Here is a 21503-nt window from a genome sequence, read left to right as displayed (position 1 = left end):
TCACTTTATATTTTTAGGTTAGCTTAGAAGAAATCTACTTCAATTAGATCAGCCAGCGTATCCTCATCTATTAATTCTTCAACCAATTGAATCTTCTTGATTTCAATATGAGGGTCGTTGACAATCGTTGTTAATATGACCAACAGATTTTGTGACATCGCTTCAATCGTTGTTTTCTCAAATAAAATCGTACTGTATTCAAAGGCCACTTCTAACTTGTGTTGCAATTCGGTAACATACAACGTTAAATCGAATTTGGATACTCTCGTATTTGGAGCATAAGGCTTACAGGTTACCCCATCCATCTGAATCTCTGAAGCATCTGTATTCTGCAATACAAACATGGTGTCAAACAACGGATTCCGCCGAGCATCTTTGGTTACATTCACTTTCTCAATCAATTCTTCAAACGGATAATCCTGATTCTCATATGCGTTCAACATATTTTCTTTGACTTCCAGCAGATACTCCGTAAAAGTTTTATCCGCGGCAGGATAATTTCGAATAGCCAGTGTATTCACAAACATGCCCATGACCGGCTCCAGCTCAGCATGTGTCCTGCCTGCAATCGGCGTACCCACGATGATATCTTCTTGCCCGCTGTATTTAGATAATAGAATGGTATAGGCGGCTAATAGAGTCATATATAACGTTGTTCCTGTCCGTGCTTCCACGTTCCTTAAGCCTGGAAGGATGTCTTCTTGCAAAACAATGTCCAATACATCTCCCGCATAACTTAGGGTTTCAGGTCTTTCATAGTCTGTTGGCAGATCCAATAGCGGGATACTCTCATCAAACACAGTAAGCCAATACTTCTCCTGCTTTTTCATCCGCTCACTATGAAGCTGTATTTGCTGCCATTCAGCATAGTCCTTATATTGAATTCGAAGAGGAGATAGCTCCTCTCCCTTATAGAACTGGCTAAGTTCAGTCATCAGAAGATGCACGGATAGTCCGTCTGCAATGATATGGTGGAGATCTACCAGCAATACATGACGCTCCTGCTGAAGTTCAATAAGTCCCACCCTCATAAGAGGTGCTTGCCCGAGATCAAATGTGCGAACAAACTGTTCAATGCGATCTTCGATCTCTTCTTCCGTTGACTCGATCAATTCAATTCCAAAGTTCACTTTAGGGTATACGATCTGTTTCGGTTCTCCGTGTATGACTTTGAATGCGGTCCGAAGCGATTCATGACGATGAATCAATTGTTGGAATGCTTTTTCCAATCGGATCCGATCAAGCGATCCTTCCAGCATAAACATACCTGACATGTTGTACATGAGTTCCTTGCCAGCTTTGATGCTCATAATGTACATTCTCATTTGGGCCGAAGAAATAGGATAATACTCTTTTTCCTCTACTTGAGGAATGGACACTACTACATCCTGTTCCATTTGTTCAATAGATTGAGCCATCTGTTCAATGGTCTGCCATTCAAAGACGTTTCTAACCGATATACGGATATTCAGCTTTTGATTGATTTTGGCGGCCAGCTTGGTCGCACGTAAAGAGTTGCCTCCTACATCAAAAAAACTGTCTTTTACACTGATTTTTTTCACGGCAAGCACAGCCTGCCAAATAGGCAGCAACTGTTTTTCCACCCCAGTTTGGGGTTCTATATATTCACTTCCCGTTTGTATGTTTTCTTCTGGACTCGGAAGCGATTTGCGATCGATTTTCCCGTTCGATGTCAGAGGCATGTGATCCAAGTGTATAAAGTAGGCTGGAACCATGTAATTCGGCAACACCTTAGAGAGGCTTTGTTTTAGCTCTCCCACCGTCAGCGTGGAATCCGCTGTAAAGTATGCACATAACGATTTGTCCCCGTGATCATCCTCATGTGCAATGACGATAACTTCTTTCACACACTCTAGATCTAACAGCGCCGCTTCGACTTCTCCTACTTCGATCCGGTATCCGCGAATCTTAATTTGGTGATCCATTCTTCCCAAATACTCGATATGGCCACCGGGAAGCCATCTCACCAAATCTCCCGTTTTGTACATTGTCGCTCCCTGGACAAACGGATCACGTACAAATTTTTCTGCTGTCAGCTCAGGTAAATTCAAGTATCCTCTCCCCACCCCATCGCCAGAGATACATAATTCCCCTATGACGCCTACAGGCTGAACTTTGCCATGTTTGTTCAATACATACAGGCGATTATTTCCTAATGTTCGACCAATCGGTAGGTGAGCTCGTTGATTCGCTGTATCCAGGTGTTCTGGAAGTACACGGTATGTCGCAACATCCACACAACATTCTGTTGGACCGTACACATTAATTATGGTTGGAGGCGTTTTATGATTGAGAGCAAATAAGGATGTGATTTCATTTACACTTTGCTGAGAAAGAGCTTCACCGCCAATGAGCATATATTTTAGCGATATGCCTTGAACGTTTTTTGCCTTCGAAAGTAATTTCAGGTGCGCAGGCGTACCGTCTGTCAAATCAATTTGGTGGTGCTGATAATAATTCATTAAATCTTGTCCATCCAGTACTGTGTCCTTGTCTACAATAAACAAGGCATGTCCTGACAGCAGTGCGCCAAAAATCTGCTTCACAGATGCATCGAAATAGTAAGGCGCAAGTAAAGCAACATGCATACTACTATGCTGATCATCTATCACTTGACTGTACAACGCTTTAACCAAGTGATGAACCTGACGATGTTCGATCATCACACCTTTTGGCATGCCTGTTGTGCCTGAAGTATAGATCACATAAGCCAACTGCTCGGAATTCCCCGCTGGTTCCAGATTCGACAGATTAGCTGCATAGGTTTCTTTATCGTCCAAATCAATCATTTTTCCATTAAACGATACCAACTGCTTCAAATGCTTTTGCGTGACTAACAACGTGGCCCCCGAATCATGCAGGATATAGCGGATACGCTCGTCAGGAGAATCCGGATCAATCGGTACATACGCCCCGCCTGCTTTTAGAATGCCAAAGATGCCAACGATCATATCAATCGAACGATCTGTCAGAATACCTACAAATTGATCCTGCTGCACTCCCTCAGCTCTAAGCGTATATGCCAATTGATTCGCCCGTTCGTTCAGTTGACGATACGTCCATTGCTCATCTCCAAAAGCAACGGCTAATTGATCGGGTGTCCGTTCCACCTGTGCTTCAAATAATTCCTGGATGGTCTGATCACGGGAATATTCTATGTTGGGTTCATTAAAGTCATATAAAAGAACGTTCTGCTCATGTTCAGACAGCATTTGAATATCGGACAAGACAATATCCGGTTCGATCACAATGTCTCTGAGGATGTTGAACAGATGTGTTTTCATTCTGTCGATGGTATCCCGTTCAAACAGCTCCGTCTTGTAATTAAAGTGCATTTCCAGACACTCGTTATCATCCTCAACGATGAACATCAGGTCATATAACGATACACCGACATTTAATTCTCTAACTTTAAAGCTGCAATCCTGTTCTTGCCGTTGATTCAACGCGGTATTTAAGAAGATATACATCGTATTGAAAAGTGCTGTCCCGGTTGTATCCCGATGTGTGTTTAAATTCTCTACAAGGTTGTCAAAAAGATAGTCCTGGTTATCCAATGCATCCAGGGATTGTTTTTTTATTTCCTCGAGATAGGATCGAAACGACTTATTCCCCACCGGCTGTGATCGAATCGCTACCGTCTGGATAAAGACACCTATCATATTCTCGACATCCGGATGGTTCCTTCCTGATGTTGGCGTGCCTACAATCATGTCTTCTTGTGCTGTGTATTGATGAAGCAGCACATTATACGCTGCCAATAACACCATAAACATCGTAGTTCCCGTTTGTTTCGCAAGCTTCTCCAGCGACTGCTTCAAGTGTGCGTCCAACACAAATGACAATCTTGAACCTGCCGAAGTTAAATGAGCTGTCCGAACAAAATCAGTAGGCAGATTAAGGTTCGGGAGTTCTCCTTTGAATTGATCCAGCCAATATTTTTCTTGCTGCTTATAAGACTCTCCTGCCAGAAATTCTTTCTGCCAAGCTGCAAAGTCTTTGTATTCAACCTCAATGTCCGACATGTTTCTTCCGTCATACACATCAATCAGTTCATTCGCAAGAATGCCAACGGAATATCCGTCCGATATAATATGATGCATCTCAATGAGGATCTCTACATGATCATCGTCTATACGAATGAATTCGGCACGTATTAACGGCGCTTTGGAGCAATCAAATGGTTTGGCAAACGTCATAACATGTTGTTCGAATGAAGCAGAGCTTTCCTGAGATCGTTGTACTTCAAAATCAATCGTTGGAGCAATACGCTGGTAAAGCTCTCCATCCATCAGATGGAAACTGGTGCGAAAAGCTTCGTGACGGTGCACGATTTGTTCCAATGACGAAATTAGTTTAGCTTCATCGATATTTCCTGTGACCGTGATATGGCCGCACATGTTCTGAAACACACTATTTGGCTCAAATTGATCCAAAAAGTAGATCCGTTGTTGTGCAGATGACGTCTCATAGAATTCCTTGACGTCCAATGCCTTAATCGGAATGAATGTTTCCTTATTCTCGCCTGTAATCAGACTCGCTAGCTCCTTCAGACTTTGATTGTTGAAAAATTGAACGATTGAAATTTTATGATTAAGCTGCTCATGTACCTTTGAAAGCATTACTGTCGCCTTGAGCGAGTTTCCTCCGAGAACAAAAAAGTGATCATGTCTCCCCACTTGATCAAGCGATAATACGTCCTCCCAGATTAAAGCCAGCTTTTTCTCCACGTCATTGACTGGAGGCTCGAATATGGCTGCATGATTAACGTGAGGAAGACGCTCCGTAACAAACCGATTATACATTCCCTGTAATTGGTCCTGTTGCTCGGATGAGAACAACGTCAAAGACGAAATTTCAGCCTCTGGATGACTCACCATATGTTGCAGCAAACCTTTAAATCCTTCAGACCACAGTTTCATCATCTCAGGTCCAATGAGATCGGTATTGTAATCAAAATCCAGGTACAATTCATGGCTAACATCCGTAATATTAAGAAATAAATCGTAAGAAATATGTTTGATCGGATACGACATGAATTCAGTCTTGATATTTTCAAATTGAAGATGATGAATCGTTCTGTCCATATTGAATAAAATCCGGGTATCCGGTGCAGTCATAGGAGCAAGCTGTTCGGATACGAGGGTCAATGGAACATGCTGATGCTTCATGACAAGAGCCAGCGTTTCCTTGAGCTGAAGAACATGGTCTACAATGGACTGCTTCGTTAACAAGGCATGATGAACAGGTACAATGTTGACACAGTTGCCAATCAGCGCATTTTTTTGCATATGAGACTGACCCGCTGTAGGCACCCCGATGACAAGGTGTGATTGCCCTGTTAGTTGATGCAAATATAAATGAAACGCTGCAAACATCGTTACAAACAAACTGCTCTTATTATTGATACTTAACGTTCGCAAAGACTCTGTTAATTGATTATCCAACTTGATGGAATATCGTTCACCAGCAAATCCCTTGGGCACATCATCAGACGGTGCCGATGGAAGTGTAAAATTGGGATAGGATAAGGAGAATTGCTCCCTCCAGAACTGAATTCCTTGGGTAAATGCCCCTTTTTCATGCTCAAGTCGTTGCCACGTTAGGTATTCACGAAATGGAGTCGTTTCAGGCAATCGAACGGGAACCCCTCGGACCAGAGCAGAATAGGTATGTTCCAACTCTTGAATAAATAAAGCAATCGACCAGCCATCAGCAATAATATGATGAAATGTCAGTACCATAAAATGTTGATTTGCTGCCAGCTTAAGCAAAGTGATTCTAAAAAGCGGTTCCCCAGACTGTAAATCGAAGGCTTCATTTGCATCGGCAGATAACCAATTGGAAATTTCATGTTCTTGGTTCTCACCATCGTGTGCTGAGAAATCCAGCCATGTGCACTGAAACTCCATTACAGGCTGAATTTGTTGTGTTTCACGATCGGCATGAATGACTGTTCTCAGAGCTTCATGACGCTGTGTAATCTGATTTACGGCCTTATCCAACGCAGAAGGTTTCAGTTCGCCTGTCATTTTTAAAATAACACTCTGATTTAATGCAGCATTTGCATCTTCCCCATGTAATGAAGTTAATAACAATTGTTTTTGCTCTAAAGAGAGAGAGTATTCCGAAATAGGCGTGCTACCAGGGATAAATTCCCACTCACGGAGTTCATGGATCGTCTCTTTTACGATCTTGATGATGGTATCCATGTCTTCCATTGAATGCGCAGTCGATATAAAACAGTTACGGCCTTCCCAAATATATAAACCTTTATACATTAAATGGTAGAAGAATAATTCCATATCTCCAAATGATATAAATCGAAATAATGATCCATAGTTCACCATTTGCATCGGTACATTCGCTGTTTTGAAAAACGCATTTAATTCTTTAACAAGATAATCTGTTTTTTCATTTAATTCCTTATATAAGGTTTCTGCTTCAGATTGAAGATACTGTAGTACCGTTAACATCACTCTCATCGTAAGAGGGTGTGTACAGAAGGTTCCACCGACAAACGTTTTCTTATCTGCATCGGAAGGGTAAGAATCATCACCAAAGTTCCAGGTTCCACCATCTACCGGATTCATAAATTCAGCCTTACCCGCGACTATGCCAATAGGCAGCCCGCCACCGACCACTTTCCCATACGTAACCAGATCTGCTTGAACACCAAACCAATCCTGTGCTCCACCCAGACCAATTCTAAATCCAGTGATGACCTCATCGAAAATAAGTGCAATCCCAAATTGATTTGTTATTTCTCTAAGTTCCCGTAAGAATTGTGTTGGCTGCATATCAGGTCTTCGACTTTGCACCGGCTCTACAAGCACAGCAGCCAATTCATCACCCAGGTTCTGAATTATATCCAGGGACTGCGGATGGTTATAATTAAGAATAATCAAATCTTCCATAGCGCTATTAACAATACCAGGAGCCATAGGCAGCGCAGACGATAAAGCATCCCCAGGATTCGCTACACCCAACACCCCATCATGTGTACCATGATATGATCCGGAAAATAATACAACTTTGGAACGCCCCGTTGCCGCCCGCGCTAAACGAAGTGCAACCATGACAGCTTCTGTTCCTGAATTATAAAATGCGACACGCTCTACACCTGTCAACTCGGAAATTTTAGCTGCGACATCTCCTGCCAAGTCTGACATAGGGCCCAATGGAGGCAATTGTTCCTGGAGGCTGTCTGCTATTACATTTTGAATAAAAGCTGGATTATGGCCAAATAGATTTACACCAAATCCCATCGTCAGATCCAAATACTCATTCCCATCCAGATCCCATAACTTAGATCCCTCTGCACGTGTTGAAATAATGGGATACACCATTTCCTTCCAATACGAGCGAAATCCAGACACATTGCGATTATTCGCATGAACCAAACGTGTTTGGCCTGTTTTTAATTTTGAACCTTTGGTTCTTGCGGTATACTTGGCTATAAATTGTTCAACATACTGGTTCTGAAGCGGTGATAATCCGCTCTCTTCATGAATCTTCAACGATTGATACGGTATAAAAGGTTTGGCTTCCTTCGATTCCGAATTGGGTTGGATTTCTTTGGTTGGTTTGGTCTCATGATGTTTCATTTCCAAAAGAGGCGATTGAACAGCATTCATTTGCTCGCCTAACAACACATTCAAACTTTTTAATTGGGACTCCATGAGCTGAATGGCAGACATCACAATTTGTTCCGACACATTCCCTGATGATTTTGCCGTGTTTATATTGTTCACAGATGCCAGATTTCGTTGTTCAGTATGCTCCTGAACTGTTTGATTGTTTATATTTTCAGATACATCATGATGCTTTATATTCTCTGACACATATTTAACTAAGGAATTAATATTTGTAAGGGTTTCAAAAAACATTTCCATCGGGATATCCAAACGGAACAGCTCTGAGATCTCCTTCTGAATTTGCACAAGAATAATGGAATCCAATCCCATTTGGAGAAAATGAGCTTGATGATCCAGCTCTTCCAACTTCAAACCAGATGCACGACTGATACTTGTTTTAATCTTTAATTCAATATCGTTTGCATTCATCTCCATTTGAACCTCATTCCTCTCTGACCTATGTCCCGCTGGTATCTGATGTTTGACTTCAATCCAACACCGCTTCTGTTCAAATGGGTATAACGGTAATGGAATTTTCCGAATGACTTCATGATTATAAAACCTTTCCCAATCAATCACTGCCCCCAGTGTAAATAACTTGCCGAGTTCATTTAAAGATTCTACCTTGCCCTGAGCATACAGATGATCGGTAACAAGCGTCTTGTCTTTTTTGGCATAACCAAAATAAACATTGGGCAGTTTACCCTCTCCGTTTGCAATTCGTTGCAATTTTTCATGTAATTCTTGTGTACTCGTGACTACGATGGCAAGCCGATAATCCAGATTAGCCCTTCCCGTACTGGCTGTATAACAGATTTGTTGAATGGAAACATCCGTGTGATCGGTTAGATATTCTTGATACGTTCTGACCAGTTCATCCAGCGCCCGTTCGGTGGCAGCAGACAGAACAAATAGATGAGGCTCTTGGGACATGCTTTTATCTACTGTTTTGGAAGGAACATATTCTTCGAGAACAACATGTGCATTCGTACCACTGAAACCAAAAGAACTAATCCCGCATCGTAATGGACCCTCTTCTTCACCAAAAGCCATTAATTCCTGATTCACATAAAAAGGGGAGGCTTCAAACTTAAGCAAGGGATTAGGCTTGTCAAAGTGAACCAATGGTGGAATCTTTCTCTGTTGAAACATAAGAATAGATTTAATTAATCCAGCGATTCCCGCCGCTTCAAAGCCATGTCCAATGTTAGCTTTGGCAGATCCGATTGCACAAAATTGTTTCCGATCCGTATATTTCTCAAAAGCTTTACGCAAAGCATTGAACTCAACCGGATCACCTAATTTTGTCCCTGTTCCATGTGCTTCAATAAAGTTAAGCGTATCAGGAGAAATGCCGGCTTCTTTCCATGCCTTTTCGATCACATGGGTCTGTGACTCCGGGTTAGGTGCTGTGATTCCTACCGTCTTGCCATCCTGATTAATCGCACTTCCCTTAATCACACCATAGATATGATCTCCGTCCTTAATCGCTTGCTGCATTGGCTTCAACATGATCGATCCAACACCTTCGCCAAATCCCGTGCCGTTGGCATCTTCGCTAAATGTTCTGGTCAATGCATCTGGAGATTCCATATCCAGTCCGATACTTATTGGTAATAATGCCGTTCGAATGCCTCCTGCGATTGCCATTTCACAATCTCCAGCGAGCAATCCTTTACATGCCATGTGGACAGCAACAAGTGAGGAGGAGCAAGCGGTATCAATCGTTAAGGCCGGGCCCTTTAAATTCAAGAAATATGCAATCCTGCTCGCCAGTACAGATGGTAAATTTCCAATGATATAATTTTTGAGTTCTGCGGGGTAACTCGCCGTCACCAGCCGTTCGTAATCATATCCAACTTTGGAATACCCCACGTACACGCCCACATTTCTTCCATTGATTCCTTCCCCTGCATACCCGGCGTCTTCAATCGTATGCCATGCCGTTTGCAAGAACATCCTTTGATTCGGGTCCATAAATTGAGCGGTTTTTGGGGTTATGCCAAAGAAAGAGTAGTCGAATTGATCAATTTGATCCAAGTAACCACCCTTGATCCATTGAATTTCGCTCATTTCACTTCGCATGGATTGTATATAATCCGCTGCGTCTATTATCCTACTTTCAGGGTAGTCCCGAATGTTATGTGTTCCATTTTCCAAAACACGCCAAAACTCGCTTGCATTTGATGCACCAGGGAGATTCAAAGACATACCGATAATAGCAATATCTTTGGATGACGTATGATCCTCTTGAGTTTGGTTGACTTTCACGGTCTCGCTGTAGCCTCTGGACAGATATGCTGCCAATTCAGTTATCGAGGGATAGGTAAAGAGGTCCGTAACAGCAAGTTCTTCTCCGTATTTTTGTTCTATACGTTCAGCGATTTGGGCCAGCTGTAATGAAGTTGCACCCATATCAAAATAGCTATCCTCAAGGTCAACCTTTTTCCCAACCAGCACTTCAGAAAATAGTGAAGTTAATTCACGTTCTATGACTCGAACCGAAACAGCAACCTTTCCTTTTGCCTTGTCATTGTCATTCTTGATCCAGTCATGGATGAAAGCAGATTCTGTTGAGAATTTGCCTGCTTCATACTGCTTGGCTAACTGATACCGCTGGATTTTCCCACTTGTTGTTTTGGGTAATTTTTTGATGGGCAGTACCTCTTTGACACTCCATCCCCCATGTTTGTATAGGTGTCTTTTGATTTCTTTAATATGAGGCAGGAAGTGTTCGATCTTTTTTTTGTACACGACAAACAAAACAATTTCTTCACTTTGACTATTCGAATCATACACACCACAAGCAGCAACTCTTCCGAGTTCAATATCATCTAATTGGATGGCGACACGTTCAATGTCATGGGGATATACATTTTTACCATTGATAAAGATAATGTCTTTTTCCCGCCCTGTTACAACCAGTTTTCCGTTCATGATGAAACCCAGATCTCCTGTATTCACCCATCCGTCGTGCGTTAATAACTTCTCCGTTGCTAGTGAATTATTATAATAACCTTGGGTGACGTTATCCCCCTTGATTTGAATTTTTCCAATAACCAAATCGGGAACACTGTTCATTTCCTCATCGCAAATTCTAAGATGGCAATAATCAATTGCTTCGCCAACGGCAACAAATGATGCCACATGTTGAGCATGTTTCTCGACTTCGATGACACGCTCCCCTAAGTTCAGATGATCCCGGTGAACGTACACCGCAGTAAATTCTTCTTCTACCTTGGGAAAGGAGACGGCAACAGAGGCCTCTGCTAATCCATATACGGTAAACATGGCTGTTTTCTTTAAGTGATATGCTGACAATACATTTAGGAATTCATCACACACTTCGGGTAATATAGGTTCCGCCCCATTATAGATGACTCTGACAGATGACAGATCCCATCCCTCCGCTTTGTCTTCGCGAAAGAAATTCAGGAAGTATTTATAACCAAAGTTAGGGGAAGACAGTATGGTTGCTTTATGTTCATTTACTTTTTTCATCCATAGAATCGGTTTGCGAATAAATAATTCCGTTGGGAGCAAGTACTGATGAATTCCTGCCACGAGGGGTACGAGATGAAATCCAATCAAACCCATATCATGGGTAAGGGGCATCCAGGAGAGAAAACTATCGTTTGAACTAATTTGTGTGCCATTAATAGCAGCACAAGTATTATAAATCAGGTTTCTATGGGTGAGCATAACGCCTTTCGGATCCCCGGTTGATCCAGAAGAGAATTGAATAAATGCCAAGTCATCAGACTGAGGTTCAACTATATTATTAATAGATTCATAATGATATATGGTGTCTTGGATCAGATCCGTTCTGACTTCTAATTGATGATGGAAATCAAACATGTCATGTTCCAAAACAAATCTCTTCATTTTATCCAGCACCTTCTCAGATGCAATCAGGAAAGGGTTATTTAGCAAATTCCAAATACGGCATACTTTCAAGTTTTGTTCTTCATCTTCACCAATACTTACAGGGATAGGGATCATTCCACCGAGTATACAAGCCCAGAATGCGACTAAAAACCGTTTGTTTTCTTGAATCTGAAAAATAATCTCTTGTTTAGGTTTAATTCCGATGGCTTGTAGATAACCTAAATACCCTTGTGCCTCAGTAAATAATTGATGATAAGATATAAAAGTTTCACGTTTGTCCGCATCGATAAAACGAATACCTCGGTCCGTTATTTTACCTCTGTCGCGGATAATATCCACTAATGTTTGAAACTGATTAGTATACATATCTCTCCTCCAAATGAATCATCTCTAACATGCTTATCTAATTATTTACACATATTTCAAGCAAAATTTTACCATAGAAATATATGTAAAATCAATCAATTTATTGTTACTTTATGGTAAAAAATAGAGATTGATTTTTGGATTATTGACATATTTATTACCAATATCTGAAGCTTCAACAAGTTCAGATGCATTAAAAGACAAAAAGACTACCTTATAAAAAGGCAGTCTGTCGCTGTAATACAGATCTTGCAAAAGAACAGAACGAGTACTAGATTGCATCAATCAACGCGGTTCCATCCAATGGAATTTTTTTTGCTATAATAATGGAATGACATACCTGTAGAGCATCATTTATCTCTTCTTCACTAAGTTCATATTCATTGTTGTTTACTTGTTCCTTTGCCCGTTGTAATTGGTGAAATAATGGCTCAACCGTTTGGGTGTATGATATCGAATCTGGGTTATAATTCCGTGAAATCAGTGCGGTTACTGTTAGTTCTGATAACAACTTTTTACGAATCGATATTCGTTTATTTTTCCTTTCTTGTGTATTGGTAAGCATTAGTAAATCGGAAGGCTGGCTTAGCGAGTAAGGTACAATACGCTTCGTTATTTTGCTCGTAAGACTAACTAACACATGTTTAGAACCCAACTCTATAACTTCAGTAACCCCATTTGCAACCAGATAGAGCATAGACTCTGACCATCTTACAGGCATCGTCATCTGCATGTTTAAATAATCAACGACAGATCGATCAGACTCATAGGGTGCTGCTGTAACATTGGAAATAATCGGGTATATTGCATGGGCATATTGATATTGATCCAATTCAACTTTGAATTGTTCTGCTGCGGTTTGCATCATGGGAGAATGATAGGGACCACTTACATTGATATAAGAATGTTTCGCTCTCAAAACTTCTGTCCTTTTAATAATTTCTTGTATAGAGTGCCGATGTCCCGAAATGACAAACTGCTGGCCAGCGTTCATACAAGCCACACAAGCAGGACGCTCGATCGTGGAAACTTGTTCGCATATGTTTTGAAGTGTATCTAAATGAATACCTGAAATGGCGGCCATGGTACCTTTCTGATCCGAGTCTGCATTGTGCATAATACTCCCTCGTTGTCTTACCAGTTTAATGGCGTCATGAAATGAGAGAACACCTGCGCATACCAGAGCCGAATATTCTCCCAAACTATGCCCAGCCAAATAAGCGGGTTCCATCCCTATTTCTTGCATATAAACTTGATAAGCAATGACACTAACAGTCAAAAGTGCAGGCTGAGCATTCATTGTCATTGTCAAATCAGCCATGCTACCTTCAAAACATAACTTTCTCAAATCGAAAGAAATGGCATCACTGGCTTCTTCAAATAACTTCTTAGCCACATCGAAGTTATTCCAAAAGTCTCTACCCATCCCAACCATCTGAGAACCTTGTCCAGGAAACAACAGAGCTACATTACTCATCCAGCATCCTCCATGTATCAACTTTATATTTCATGCACTTCGACAACATAAAACCAATAAATTCCTTGTTTTCAAAATTTATAATAAACTTTCATTAGGAGTTATGCAATAATAAAGTCAAAAGGAGGGTCATCTATTTCTATGAACGGAAACTCACGATTCTCCTTACCTGGAATCCTATACTGCAACGGACGTGAAAAAAAGACCCTGCAATAATATATGCAGGATCTAAAATAAGTTTTGGGACAAAGGGTGTACGTATTACCCGTTTTCCAGATTGTCTCATTACTTTATCAAGTGATCAATCCATACTTCACAAAACTATGATACAATCCATCTTCCTCTACTGTTCCAGTAATATCATCTGCAATGGCTTTCAGACCTGGCTTTGCATTACCCATGGCAATGCCGATGTTACAAAATTCCAACATCTCGGCATCATTCATGCCATCACCGATGGCAAATGTATCTTCTTGGGACATGCCCAGATGCTTCAGCAGATCGGCGATCGCAATGGCTTTGTGAATGCCAGGGATCATCAGTTCACCACTTCCTTCACCAAAGATCGGCACAGTGCACTGAATGACTTCGAATTTCCCTTCAAACTCTTGCTTGATTCGCTCAAACGGGATAGCTGAGCTCTCCAAGAAACATACTTTGTTCACATCATCCTTGTACAGATCGGCCTCTCCATACGTCAATCCGGCAATAAACGGGTGCGGTTTCAGCTCCTTCTTCTCTCTGGCTACAGGGTCATTCTCCACATCGCCATAGATACGGCGTTCCAGGTGAGGTTGAAGATTGCTACTCGCGTACAATGCCGAATTGGATTCAAGGTAGAAGTCAATGCCATTCTCATTAAAGAAATCGACCATATGTCGAACATCTTCCGCTGTTACCCTTTTGTGATATAACACATCCTTGCCAAACTCAACATAACCCCCACCTGCACCAATCAGACCATCGAATCCGACATCCCAGATGGAATCATAAATTTCTGCTTTGGATCGGCCTGTACATAAATAGAGCAGATATCCGTTCTCTCTGGCCTGTTTACAAGCCTTCTGTGCTGACAACGGAATGTTTCCATCATCGTCGACCAATGTGCCATCAATATCAATAAAAACAATTTTTCGCTTCGTTTTGTTCATCTGCCTAGCCCCCATCATGTATGTTGTTTATGTCTAACCGTGCGAGTGCCGACAGGCATTTTCCTTTTACAAAATTACCTATTCCGTGGTGTTCGCTGATCGATCAACTTCTCCAAAAATTCGGCAAAAGAATCCGCGTATACTTCAGGTTCCCCATTAAAATAATCCAAACGCATCACTTTGTACTCTCCAAGGTGATCTGCCGTCCGCGTATCAAAATAGTAATATTCATCTTCGTCCGGTACAAACAGTTCCAGCTTCCCTTCCTTCTTCGTGTCTTCGTCGGCAAGTCGGTATCTATACAAAATATCAGTGTCCGCATACTCTCGGTGTTCTGGAGGCGATATGGTCAGAATTCCGGTTCCACTTAACATCGCTATGCCATAATTCAGAAGCCACCAGCGATAGGACGGAGGTAACGGAAAGCCCAACTCCTGTTCAATTTCGGTAATCCAGCTCTCTTGAACTTGATGATTCGGGAACCAGCGTATAACCTCGGTATGCTCCAGTTTCTCAATCAGACTTGAATACATGGATAGATCTCCTCCAATACCATTGTAATGTCATTTGGTTATGATTACCTTCATCCCAACTTGTCCATATGTACAGTTTGCCAGTCATCATTTTCCTCAGCAATAACCGTATACCCTTGACGTTTCCAGAAATCTACGGCTCCTGGCAAGAAGCGATGTGTATGCAAGTAGAGTGTCGTATAGTGCATATCCTTCACCACATTCTCCAGTTCTTTTACCAGCAGGGAACCAATGCCGTATCTGCGATACGCAGGATCTACATAACATTTCACAATTTCGGCTGCGGACTGGGCTGCATATCGGCCGTCCACGGCCTGAATACGTCCATCATATGGTAATATCCCAATCGTTCCGACGATGCCCGCATCCCCTGTCATTGCAACAAGAAAAATCGATTCATTGGATTCCAGATAATGTTCTGTGAACTGCTCGAAATCCACAGGTAACCTCGTGTGATCCATCATGGGAAACACTTCTCTGCGTACACGCATGGCAAAATCAATGGCATCATGAATCTGGTGTGCCTGAACTGGTGTGACTGTCGGTATACTCTGAAGTTGTGTCAATAAATCCACATTCCTTATCCTCTGTATTAGGAGCTACCTCTCGGCCCTGCCTTAAATCTTGTTCATGCCAAAGCGGCTCACTTCATATCATCTTACCGAATTTATCCCTTCCTATCAATCTATCTACACTACTAACCAAATTAAAAACATGCCCTCACAGTCTGATAGAGTTCGCATACGATAAGGCGTGTCACAATCCATGTTGGAGGGAGAAACGCAAATGTGGTTATGGTTAGGTGTTTTTGGTTTCATTTCGCTAGCAATAATCGTGTTCGTGTATCGTTTTCTGGACCAACGTGCCGAGAGCAAGTTTCACCCACATGCCCCCAAGCAGCTCTTAGTCAAATTCAAGGAAGGTACAACACCAGATGAGATGCACACCCTTCACAAAAAAGGGAGATGTAAAGTCGCGGAAACATACGAGGATTTGGGTTGGTACCGTGTGGAATCCCGCAAAAAAATGCACCGGATCCTGAAACATTACAAAGATCATGAGTTGATTGAACATGCAGAGCCAAATTACCTTGTTGAGGCTTCCTTCACCCCTAACGACCCTTTCTTCCCTTACCAGTATAACCTGTCCAAAATCAATGCACCCGCTGCATGGGATATCACTCAAAGTAACAGCTCTGTTAAAATCGCCATTATCGACACTGGTGTACAGCTAAACCACCCAGAATTGGCTTCCAAGCTCATCCCCGGTTACGATTATGTTGATTATGATAATATCCCTGAAGACGGGAACGGACATGGTACACATGTAGCAGGGATCGCTGCTTCTGTTACCAACAATGGGGTGGGCATCGCAGGCGCTGCACCACTTGCATCCATCGTTCCGCTCCGGGTCCTGGATAACAACGGGCAAGGAACGGTCGGTAATGTGGGTAACGGTCTTGTCTATGCTGCCAATAACGGTGTACAGGTGGTTAACCTGAGCCTTGGTGGTCCGATGGGAGACGCATTCCTCCAAGCTGCTGTGCAGTATGCCTGGGATCGTGGAGCCGTAATTATTGCTGCAGCCGGCAACGACAACACTACATTCCCGATCGTACCCGCATCGTATCCCAACGTCATAGCTGTCGCTTCAACCAATCCTTCCGATCTCAAATCCAATTTCTCCAACTATGGTTCGTGGGTCGATATGGCTGCACCAGGAGATACCATCCTATCCACCTATCTGGGTGGTTCCTATGCCTACCTAAGTGGAACATCCATGGCAGCACCACATGTGGCTGGAGTAGCTGCACTTCTCGCTGCACAAGGTAAAACCAATGCCCAGATTCGGGATGCACTATGCTTTGCTTCTGATCCAGTATCCGGCTCCGGAGTCTACTGGACGTATGGACGATTGAATGCCTATCGGAGCTTACAGGTGCCATAATACACCTACTATCGCTCATGATTGCACACAGGGCATATCCTTTCCATTTTTACACAAATTAAAAAACGAAGGGGCATCTGTAAGTAAGATGCTCCTTCGTTTGGTTAAAAAGTATTCGAGGTTAAACTTTTGCTGCCCAAAGCTCTATTTCAATTTTAATCTCTGGTAAACCTAACGCCGTAATATATCCAATCGTCATTGCAGGATAATCCGTACTAAATAATTGTCCCCACTCGGCATATAAGAAATCCCAATCGATTTCCTCGGTTGCCCATACGTTCACTTTGATAATATGTTCAGCATCTAAACGCTCAGATTCGAGCACTGTTTTAATATTATTAAATGTATTAGTGACTTGCTCATTCAGACTCTCTGGAAAAAGTCCATTATGATCTGCTCCAATTTGACCCGAAGTCACAAATAACTCTGCATTCCTCGGGATTCTTGTAATATGCGTGTACTGCCCTACAGGAGCTGGCATTTTTTCTGGATTTGTTCTAGTAATTTTGTCCATATTCATCTGGATTACCTCATCATTCTTAAGATTTTTCTGCGTTATTTCCTAGTTTCCTTCCGATTTTGGGCAGACTTCACCCTTGGAATAGATTCTAGAAAAAGACAGCAGTGGAGTATCCATATCCCGAAGATATAAACGCAAGTGATTTTTTCTTCATGAGTGGATGCTCCTCCCTTCTTAAGTGACAAGATTCTCTTCATTTCTTTATTATATCGGAAAGCCACATCAGGGGTCAAATTCATCCCCTCATAAACAAAGAGCAATCCCGTTATAACGAGACTGCTCTTTGTTTATTCTATAGCATCGAACACCTTGTATTAGAAATATTGTGCGCCATTACTTGCAATGACATCTTTGTACCAGTGAAAACTCTTCTTTTTCACTCTGCGAAGTGTGCCCGTACCATCATTATTTCGGTCTACATAGATATAGCCATAACGTTTCTTCATCTCTCCGGTACCCGCACTGACCAGGTCAATCGGTCCCCAGCTTGTGTAACCTATCAGCTCGACACCATCTTGAATCGCTTCAGCCATCTCGGCAAAATGACTATTCAAATATTCGATGCGATAGTCATCTTCAACGGAGTCATTGTCTAACAACACATCGGTTGCGCCAAGTCCATTTTCTACGATAAACAACGGTTTGCCATAGCGGTCATGAAGCTGATTACATGTAATACGGAGTCCTTTGGGATCAATGGTCCATCCCCACTCGGAAGCTTGCAGATAAGGGTTCTTCACCGAACCAAATACATTGCCTTCTGTCGAATCTTTCAAAATCTCAGGGTCTGTACTGGTACAACGGCTTGCATAGTAGCTAAAACCAATATAATCGACTGTATTCTGCATCAAGATATCTTGGTCTTCTGGTTGCATCTCAATCTGAATGTCATTTTCTCTGAAAAATCTTTTGGTATAACCCGGATATGCTCCCTTCGACTGCACATCGATGAAGAAGAACGACTCGCGGTCTTTCTCCATAGCCTTCCATACGTCATCCGGGTTAGAGCTATATGGATAGACCATTCCAGCCGCTAGCATACAGCCGATCTGTGCACCAGGAATAATCTCATGACAAGCTTTAACCGCAAGTGCACTGGCTACCAATTCATGATGTGCTGCCTGATACAGAACCTGATCTTTGTTTTCACCATCCTGCAGAACAATACCCGCTCCAATGTACGGAAGATGCAGCAACATGTTGATCTCATTAAACGTCATCCAGTATTTCACTTTATTCTTGTATAGATTGAATAGCGTCGTCGCATATTTCTCAAAGAAACCGATCATATTACGATTCTTCCAACCGCCGTAAGTCTCGACCAGATGCACAGGTACATCGAAATGACAGATCGTCACAACAGGTTCAATGTTGTATTTCAATAACTCATCAAAGACATCATCATAAAATTGTAAGCCTGCTTCATTTGGTTCCGCTTCATCCCCATTAGGGAAAATCCGTGCCCAGGCTATTGAAAGCCTGAGGCACTTGAATCCCATTTCTGCAAATAACGCAATATCTTCCTTATATCGATGATAGAAGTCAATGGCTTCATGTGAAGGATAGAATTCCCCTGTTTTTGGCTCATATGAATCCAGATTACCCAGAGCAATATTCCATCGATTCGCACCAATCGGAATCAGATCTACCGTTGTTAAACCTTTGCCACCTTCCAGATAGGCACCTTCCAATTGATTCGCTGCGGTTGCTCCTCCCCAGAGAAAATTCTCCGGGAAGGCTGTAAATTTTTCATTCATTGAGGAGTACCTCCTAAACCATCTGTAATTTCAATTAGCTTAATACCGTGATCAATTTATCTTTCTCATGAACAGATGCATCTTTCGTTCCTACAACGTCCAGATAATTGGAAGTATTCGTGACAATGATCGGTGTAACCGTCTCATATCCTGCATCCTTAATCGCTTGCAGGTCAAACTCAACAATCAAATCACCTGCGTTAACACGGTCTCCGTCCTTCACATGGGTTGTAAAATATTCACCTTTCAGCTTCACCGTATCCTGACCAATATGGATCAGCATCTCTACACCATCATCGCTTACAAGACCAATGGCATGTTTCGTGCGATATACCGTTTGAACAATACCCGTAATTGGAGATACCACTCTACCGCTGGTTGGACGAATTGCAATCCCTTTACCCATGTGCTCTCCTGCAAACGTTACGTCATTAATATCTTTCAGTGCAACGACTTCACCAGCCATTGGGCTTACAATTTCGTATCTGCTGTTCGGATTTGGATCAAGTACAGGTACTGGAGCTGGTTTAGCTTCTACTTTGTCTTGGAATCCAACCACATACGTCAGAATAAAACCAAGGATGAATGCAATGCCACATGCCACCAGAGCCATATAGAATCCGGAATCAACACCTGTAGCTTTATTAATGAAGCTTGGGAACCCGAATACTCCCAGTCCACCAAAGATGTATAATTTCGAACCAGCTAATCCCAAAATACCGCCACCGATACCACCTGCAATACAGCTCATGATAAACGGTTTTTTCAGTGGAAGTGTCAGACCGTAGATGGCTGGCTCAGTTACACCGAAGATACCCGATATGAATGCAGGAATACCTAAAGATTTTAATTTCGTATTCTTTGTTTTGAACATCACTGCAAGCACAGCACCAATCTGTGCAAAGGAAGCTGCGAATGACATTGCAATTATTGGGTCAGCACCAGATGTACTCAAGTTAAGAAGCATGACAGGAACAAGTCCCCAGTGAAGACCAAACAATACAAACACTTGCCACAATCCACCAATAACCAAACCAGTAATAACTGGGCTTAATTCGTAGATACCTGTTGCTCCCGCCCCAATCAACTGACCCGCCCATGTGGATACTGGACCAATAAGAATGAACGTTGCTGGAACGATAACGAGTAAAGTAAAGAATGGAACAAGGAACGTGCTTACGACTTTAGGAATGATATTTTTGAAGAATCTTTCAATTTTAACAGCGAAGAAAGTAGCAATAATGATTGGAATAACCGATGTTGAATAGCTCATCAGAATGACCGGAATCCCCAGGAACGTGATGTGAATCGGTGATTCAAACAATGAACCTGCAAACAGAGTGTACAATGGATCCCCGGCAGTCAACCCAGACAACGTAGGATAAACTAACGAGGCGCCTATCGCCATACCCAGGAACGGTGAACCGCCAAACTTCTTGATTGCCGTGTAACCAAGGAAGATCGGGAAGAAGTAGAACAGACAGTCACCCGTTGCATTCAACAGTTGATACGTTCCGGAAGTATCCGTAAGCCATCCGAATGATAAAAACATCGCTGTAAAACCTTTAATCATACCTGTTGCAGCCAGCAAACCGAGTAATGGTGTGAACACACCGGAGATCATGTCGATAAATCGACTGAACAATCCAACTTTCTTGCCTGAGTTGTCTGCTTCCTCTTCAAACTGACCTTCGGTTGGGAAATTCCCCGCCTTAACAACTGCTTTATATACATCCGGCACTTCGTTGCCGATAACGACCTGATATTGTCCACCACTTTGCATGACAGTAATAACACCTGGCAGATTTTTAAGTTCTTCCGTTTTGGCTACGCTTTCATTTTTCAGTTTAAACCGCAGTCTTGTTACACAATGGAATACGCTGTTTACATTGTCTCGACCACCTACACCTGACAGAATGTCCTTAGCTAATTGATCGTAGTTGCTCATTGTAATTCTCCCTCTCTAAGTAGACTCCCCATGACTTTTGAAACAAATAAAACCTGAACCACTGAACATACACAACATACCGGATCGTCCGGAAATCAGTCGTGTTATTCAGCAATTCAGGTTTTGCCCTTAACGGTTGCAACCCTGTAAGGCTGTACACATTGGTATTTAATTATTTGGATAACGAAAGTAAGTTACATTCCATACCCTATGAACTAAGGATGGTCGGCATTGCCTGATTGAACAGTTACAATCCGA

At 42.2% G+C, this 21503-nt stretch carries 9 protein-coding genes; 1 reads left to right on the top strand and 8 read right to left on the bottom strand.

What is annotated here, in order from left to right; translation table 11 throughout:
- Positions 1 to 23: 23 nt before the first annotated feature.
- The 5 genes from IFU39_RS01925 to IFU39_RS01905 form a co-directional block, all read right to left on the bottom strand.
- Entirely contained in the window at positions 24 to 11912 is an 11889-nt protein-coding gene (locus IFU39_RS01925) for a non-ribosomal peptide synthetase (protein WP_149846717.1), read from the bottom strand.
- A 271-nt stretch (positions 11913 to 12183) separates the two neighbouring features.
- Entirely contained in the window at positions 12184 to 13389 is a 1206-nt protein-coding gene (fabD, locus tag IFU39_RS01920; RefSeq protein WP_105599266.1) for an ACP S-malonyltransferase, read from the bottom strand.
- Between the two features lie 293 nt (positions 13390 to 13682).
- Complete coding sequence (locus tag IFU39_RS01915; RefSeq protein ID WP_105599267.1) at positions 13683 to 14540, bottom strand: Cof-type HAD-IIB family hydrolase; 858 nt, start codon at positions 14538 to 14540, stop codon at positions 13683 to 13685.
- A 74-nt stretch (positions 14541 to 14614) separates the two neighbouring features.
- On the bottom strand, positions 14615 to 15073 hold the full coding sequence (locus tag IFU39_RS01910) for an SMI1/KNR4 family protein (RefSeq protein ID WP_091020573.1): 459 nt from the start codon (positions 15071 to 15073) through the stop codon (positions 14615 to 14617).
- A 50-nt stretch (positions 15074 to 15123) separates the two neighbouring features.
- Positions 15124 to 15639, bottom strand: a complete 516-nt coding sequence (locus tag IFU39_RS01905; RefSeq protein ID WP_091020617.1) for a GNAT family N-acetyltransferase — start codon at positions 15637 to 15639, stop codon at positions 15124 to 15126.
- A gap of 220 nt (positions 15640 to 15859) precedes the next feature.
- On the opposite strand from IFU39_RS01905, the gene IFU39_RS01900 reads away from it, so the two are divergent.
- Complete coding sequence (locus IFU39_RS01900; protein ID WP_091020575.1) at positions 15860 to 17020, top strand: S8 family peptidase; 1161 nt, start codon at positions 15860 to 15862, stop codon at positions 17018 to 17020.
- 121 nt (positions 17021 to 17141) lie between these two features.
- On the opposite strand, the gene IFU39_RS01895 is transcribed toward IFU39_RS01900, so the two are convergent.
- The 3 genes from IFU39_RS01895 to IFU39_RS01885 form a co-directional block, all read right to left on the bottom strand.
- Positions 17142 to 17540 carry a RidA family protein gene (locus tag IFU39_RS01895; protein WP_091020576.1) on the bottom strand — a complete coding sequence of 133 codons (399 nt, stop codon included), beginning with the start codon at positions 17538 to 17540 and terminating at the stop codon, positions 17142 to 17144.
- Between the two features lie 314 nt (positions 17541 to 17854).
- Entirely contained in the window at positions 17855 to 19297 is a 1443-nt protein-coding gene (locus IFU39_RS01890) for a 6-phospho-beta-glucosidase (protein ID WP_105599268.1), read from the bottom strand.
- A 34-nt stretch (positions 19298 to 19331) separates the two neighbouring features.
- Positions 19332 to 21245, bottom strand: a complete 1914-nt coding sequence (locus tag IFU39_RS01885) for a beta-glucoside-specific PTS transporter subunit IIABC (protein ID WP_105599269.1) — start codon at positions 21243 to 21245, stop codon at positions 19332 to 19334.
- Positions 21246 to 21503 lie beyond the last annotated feature (258 nt).

This window comes from Paenibacillus sp. CFBP 13594, from assembly GCF_014842675.1.
Lineage (GTDB): Bacteria > Bacillota > Bacilli > Paenibacillales > Paenibacillaceae > Paenibacillus > Paenibacillus amylolyticus_B.
Note: the sequence above shows the minus strand (reverse complement) of the source record. Positions and strands in the feature narration are given on the sequence as shown.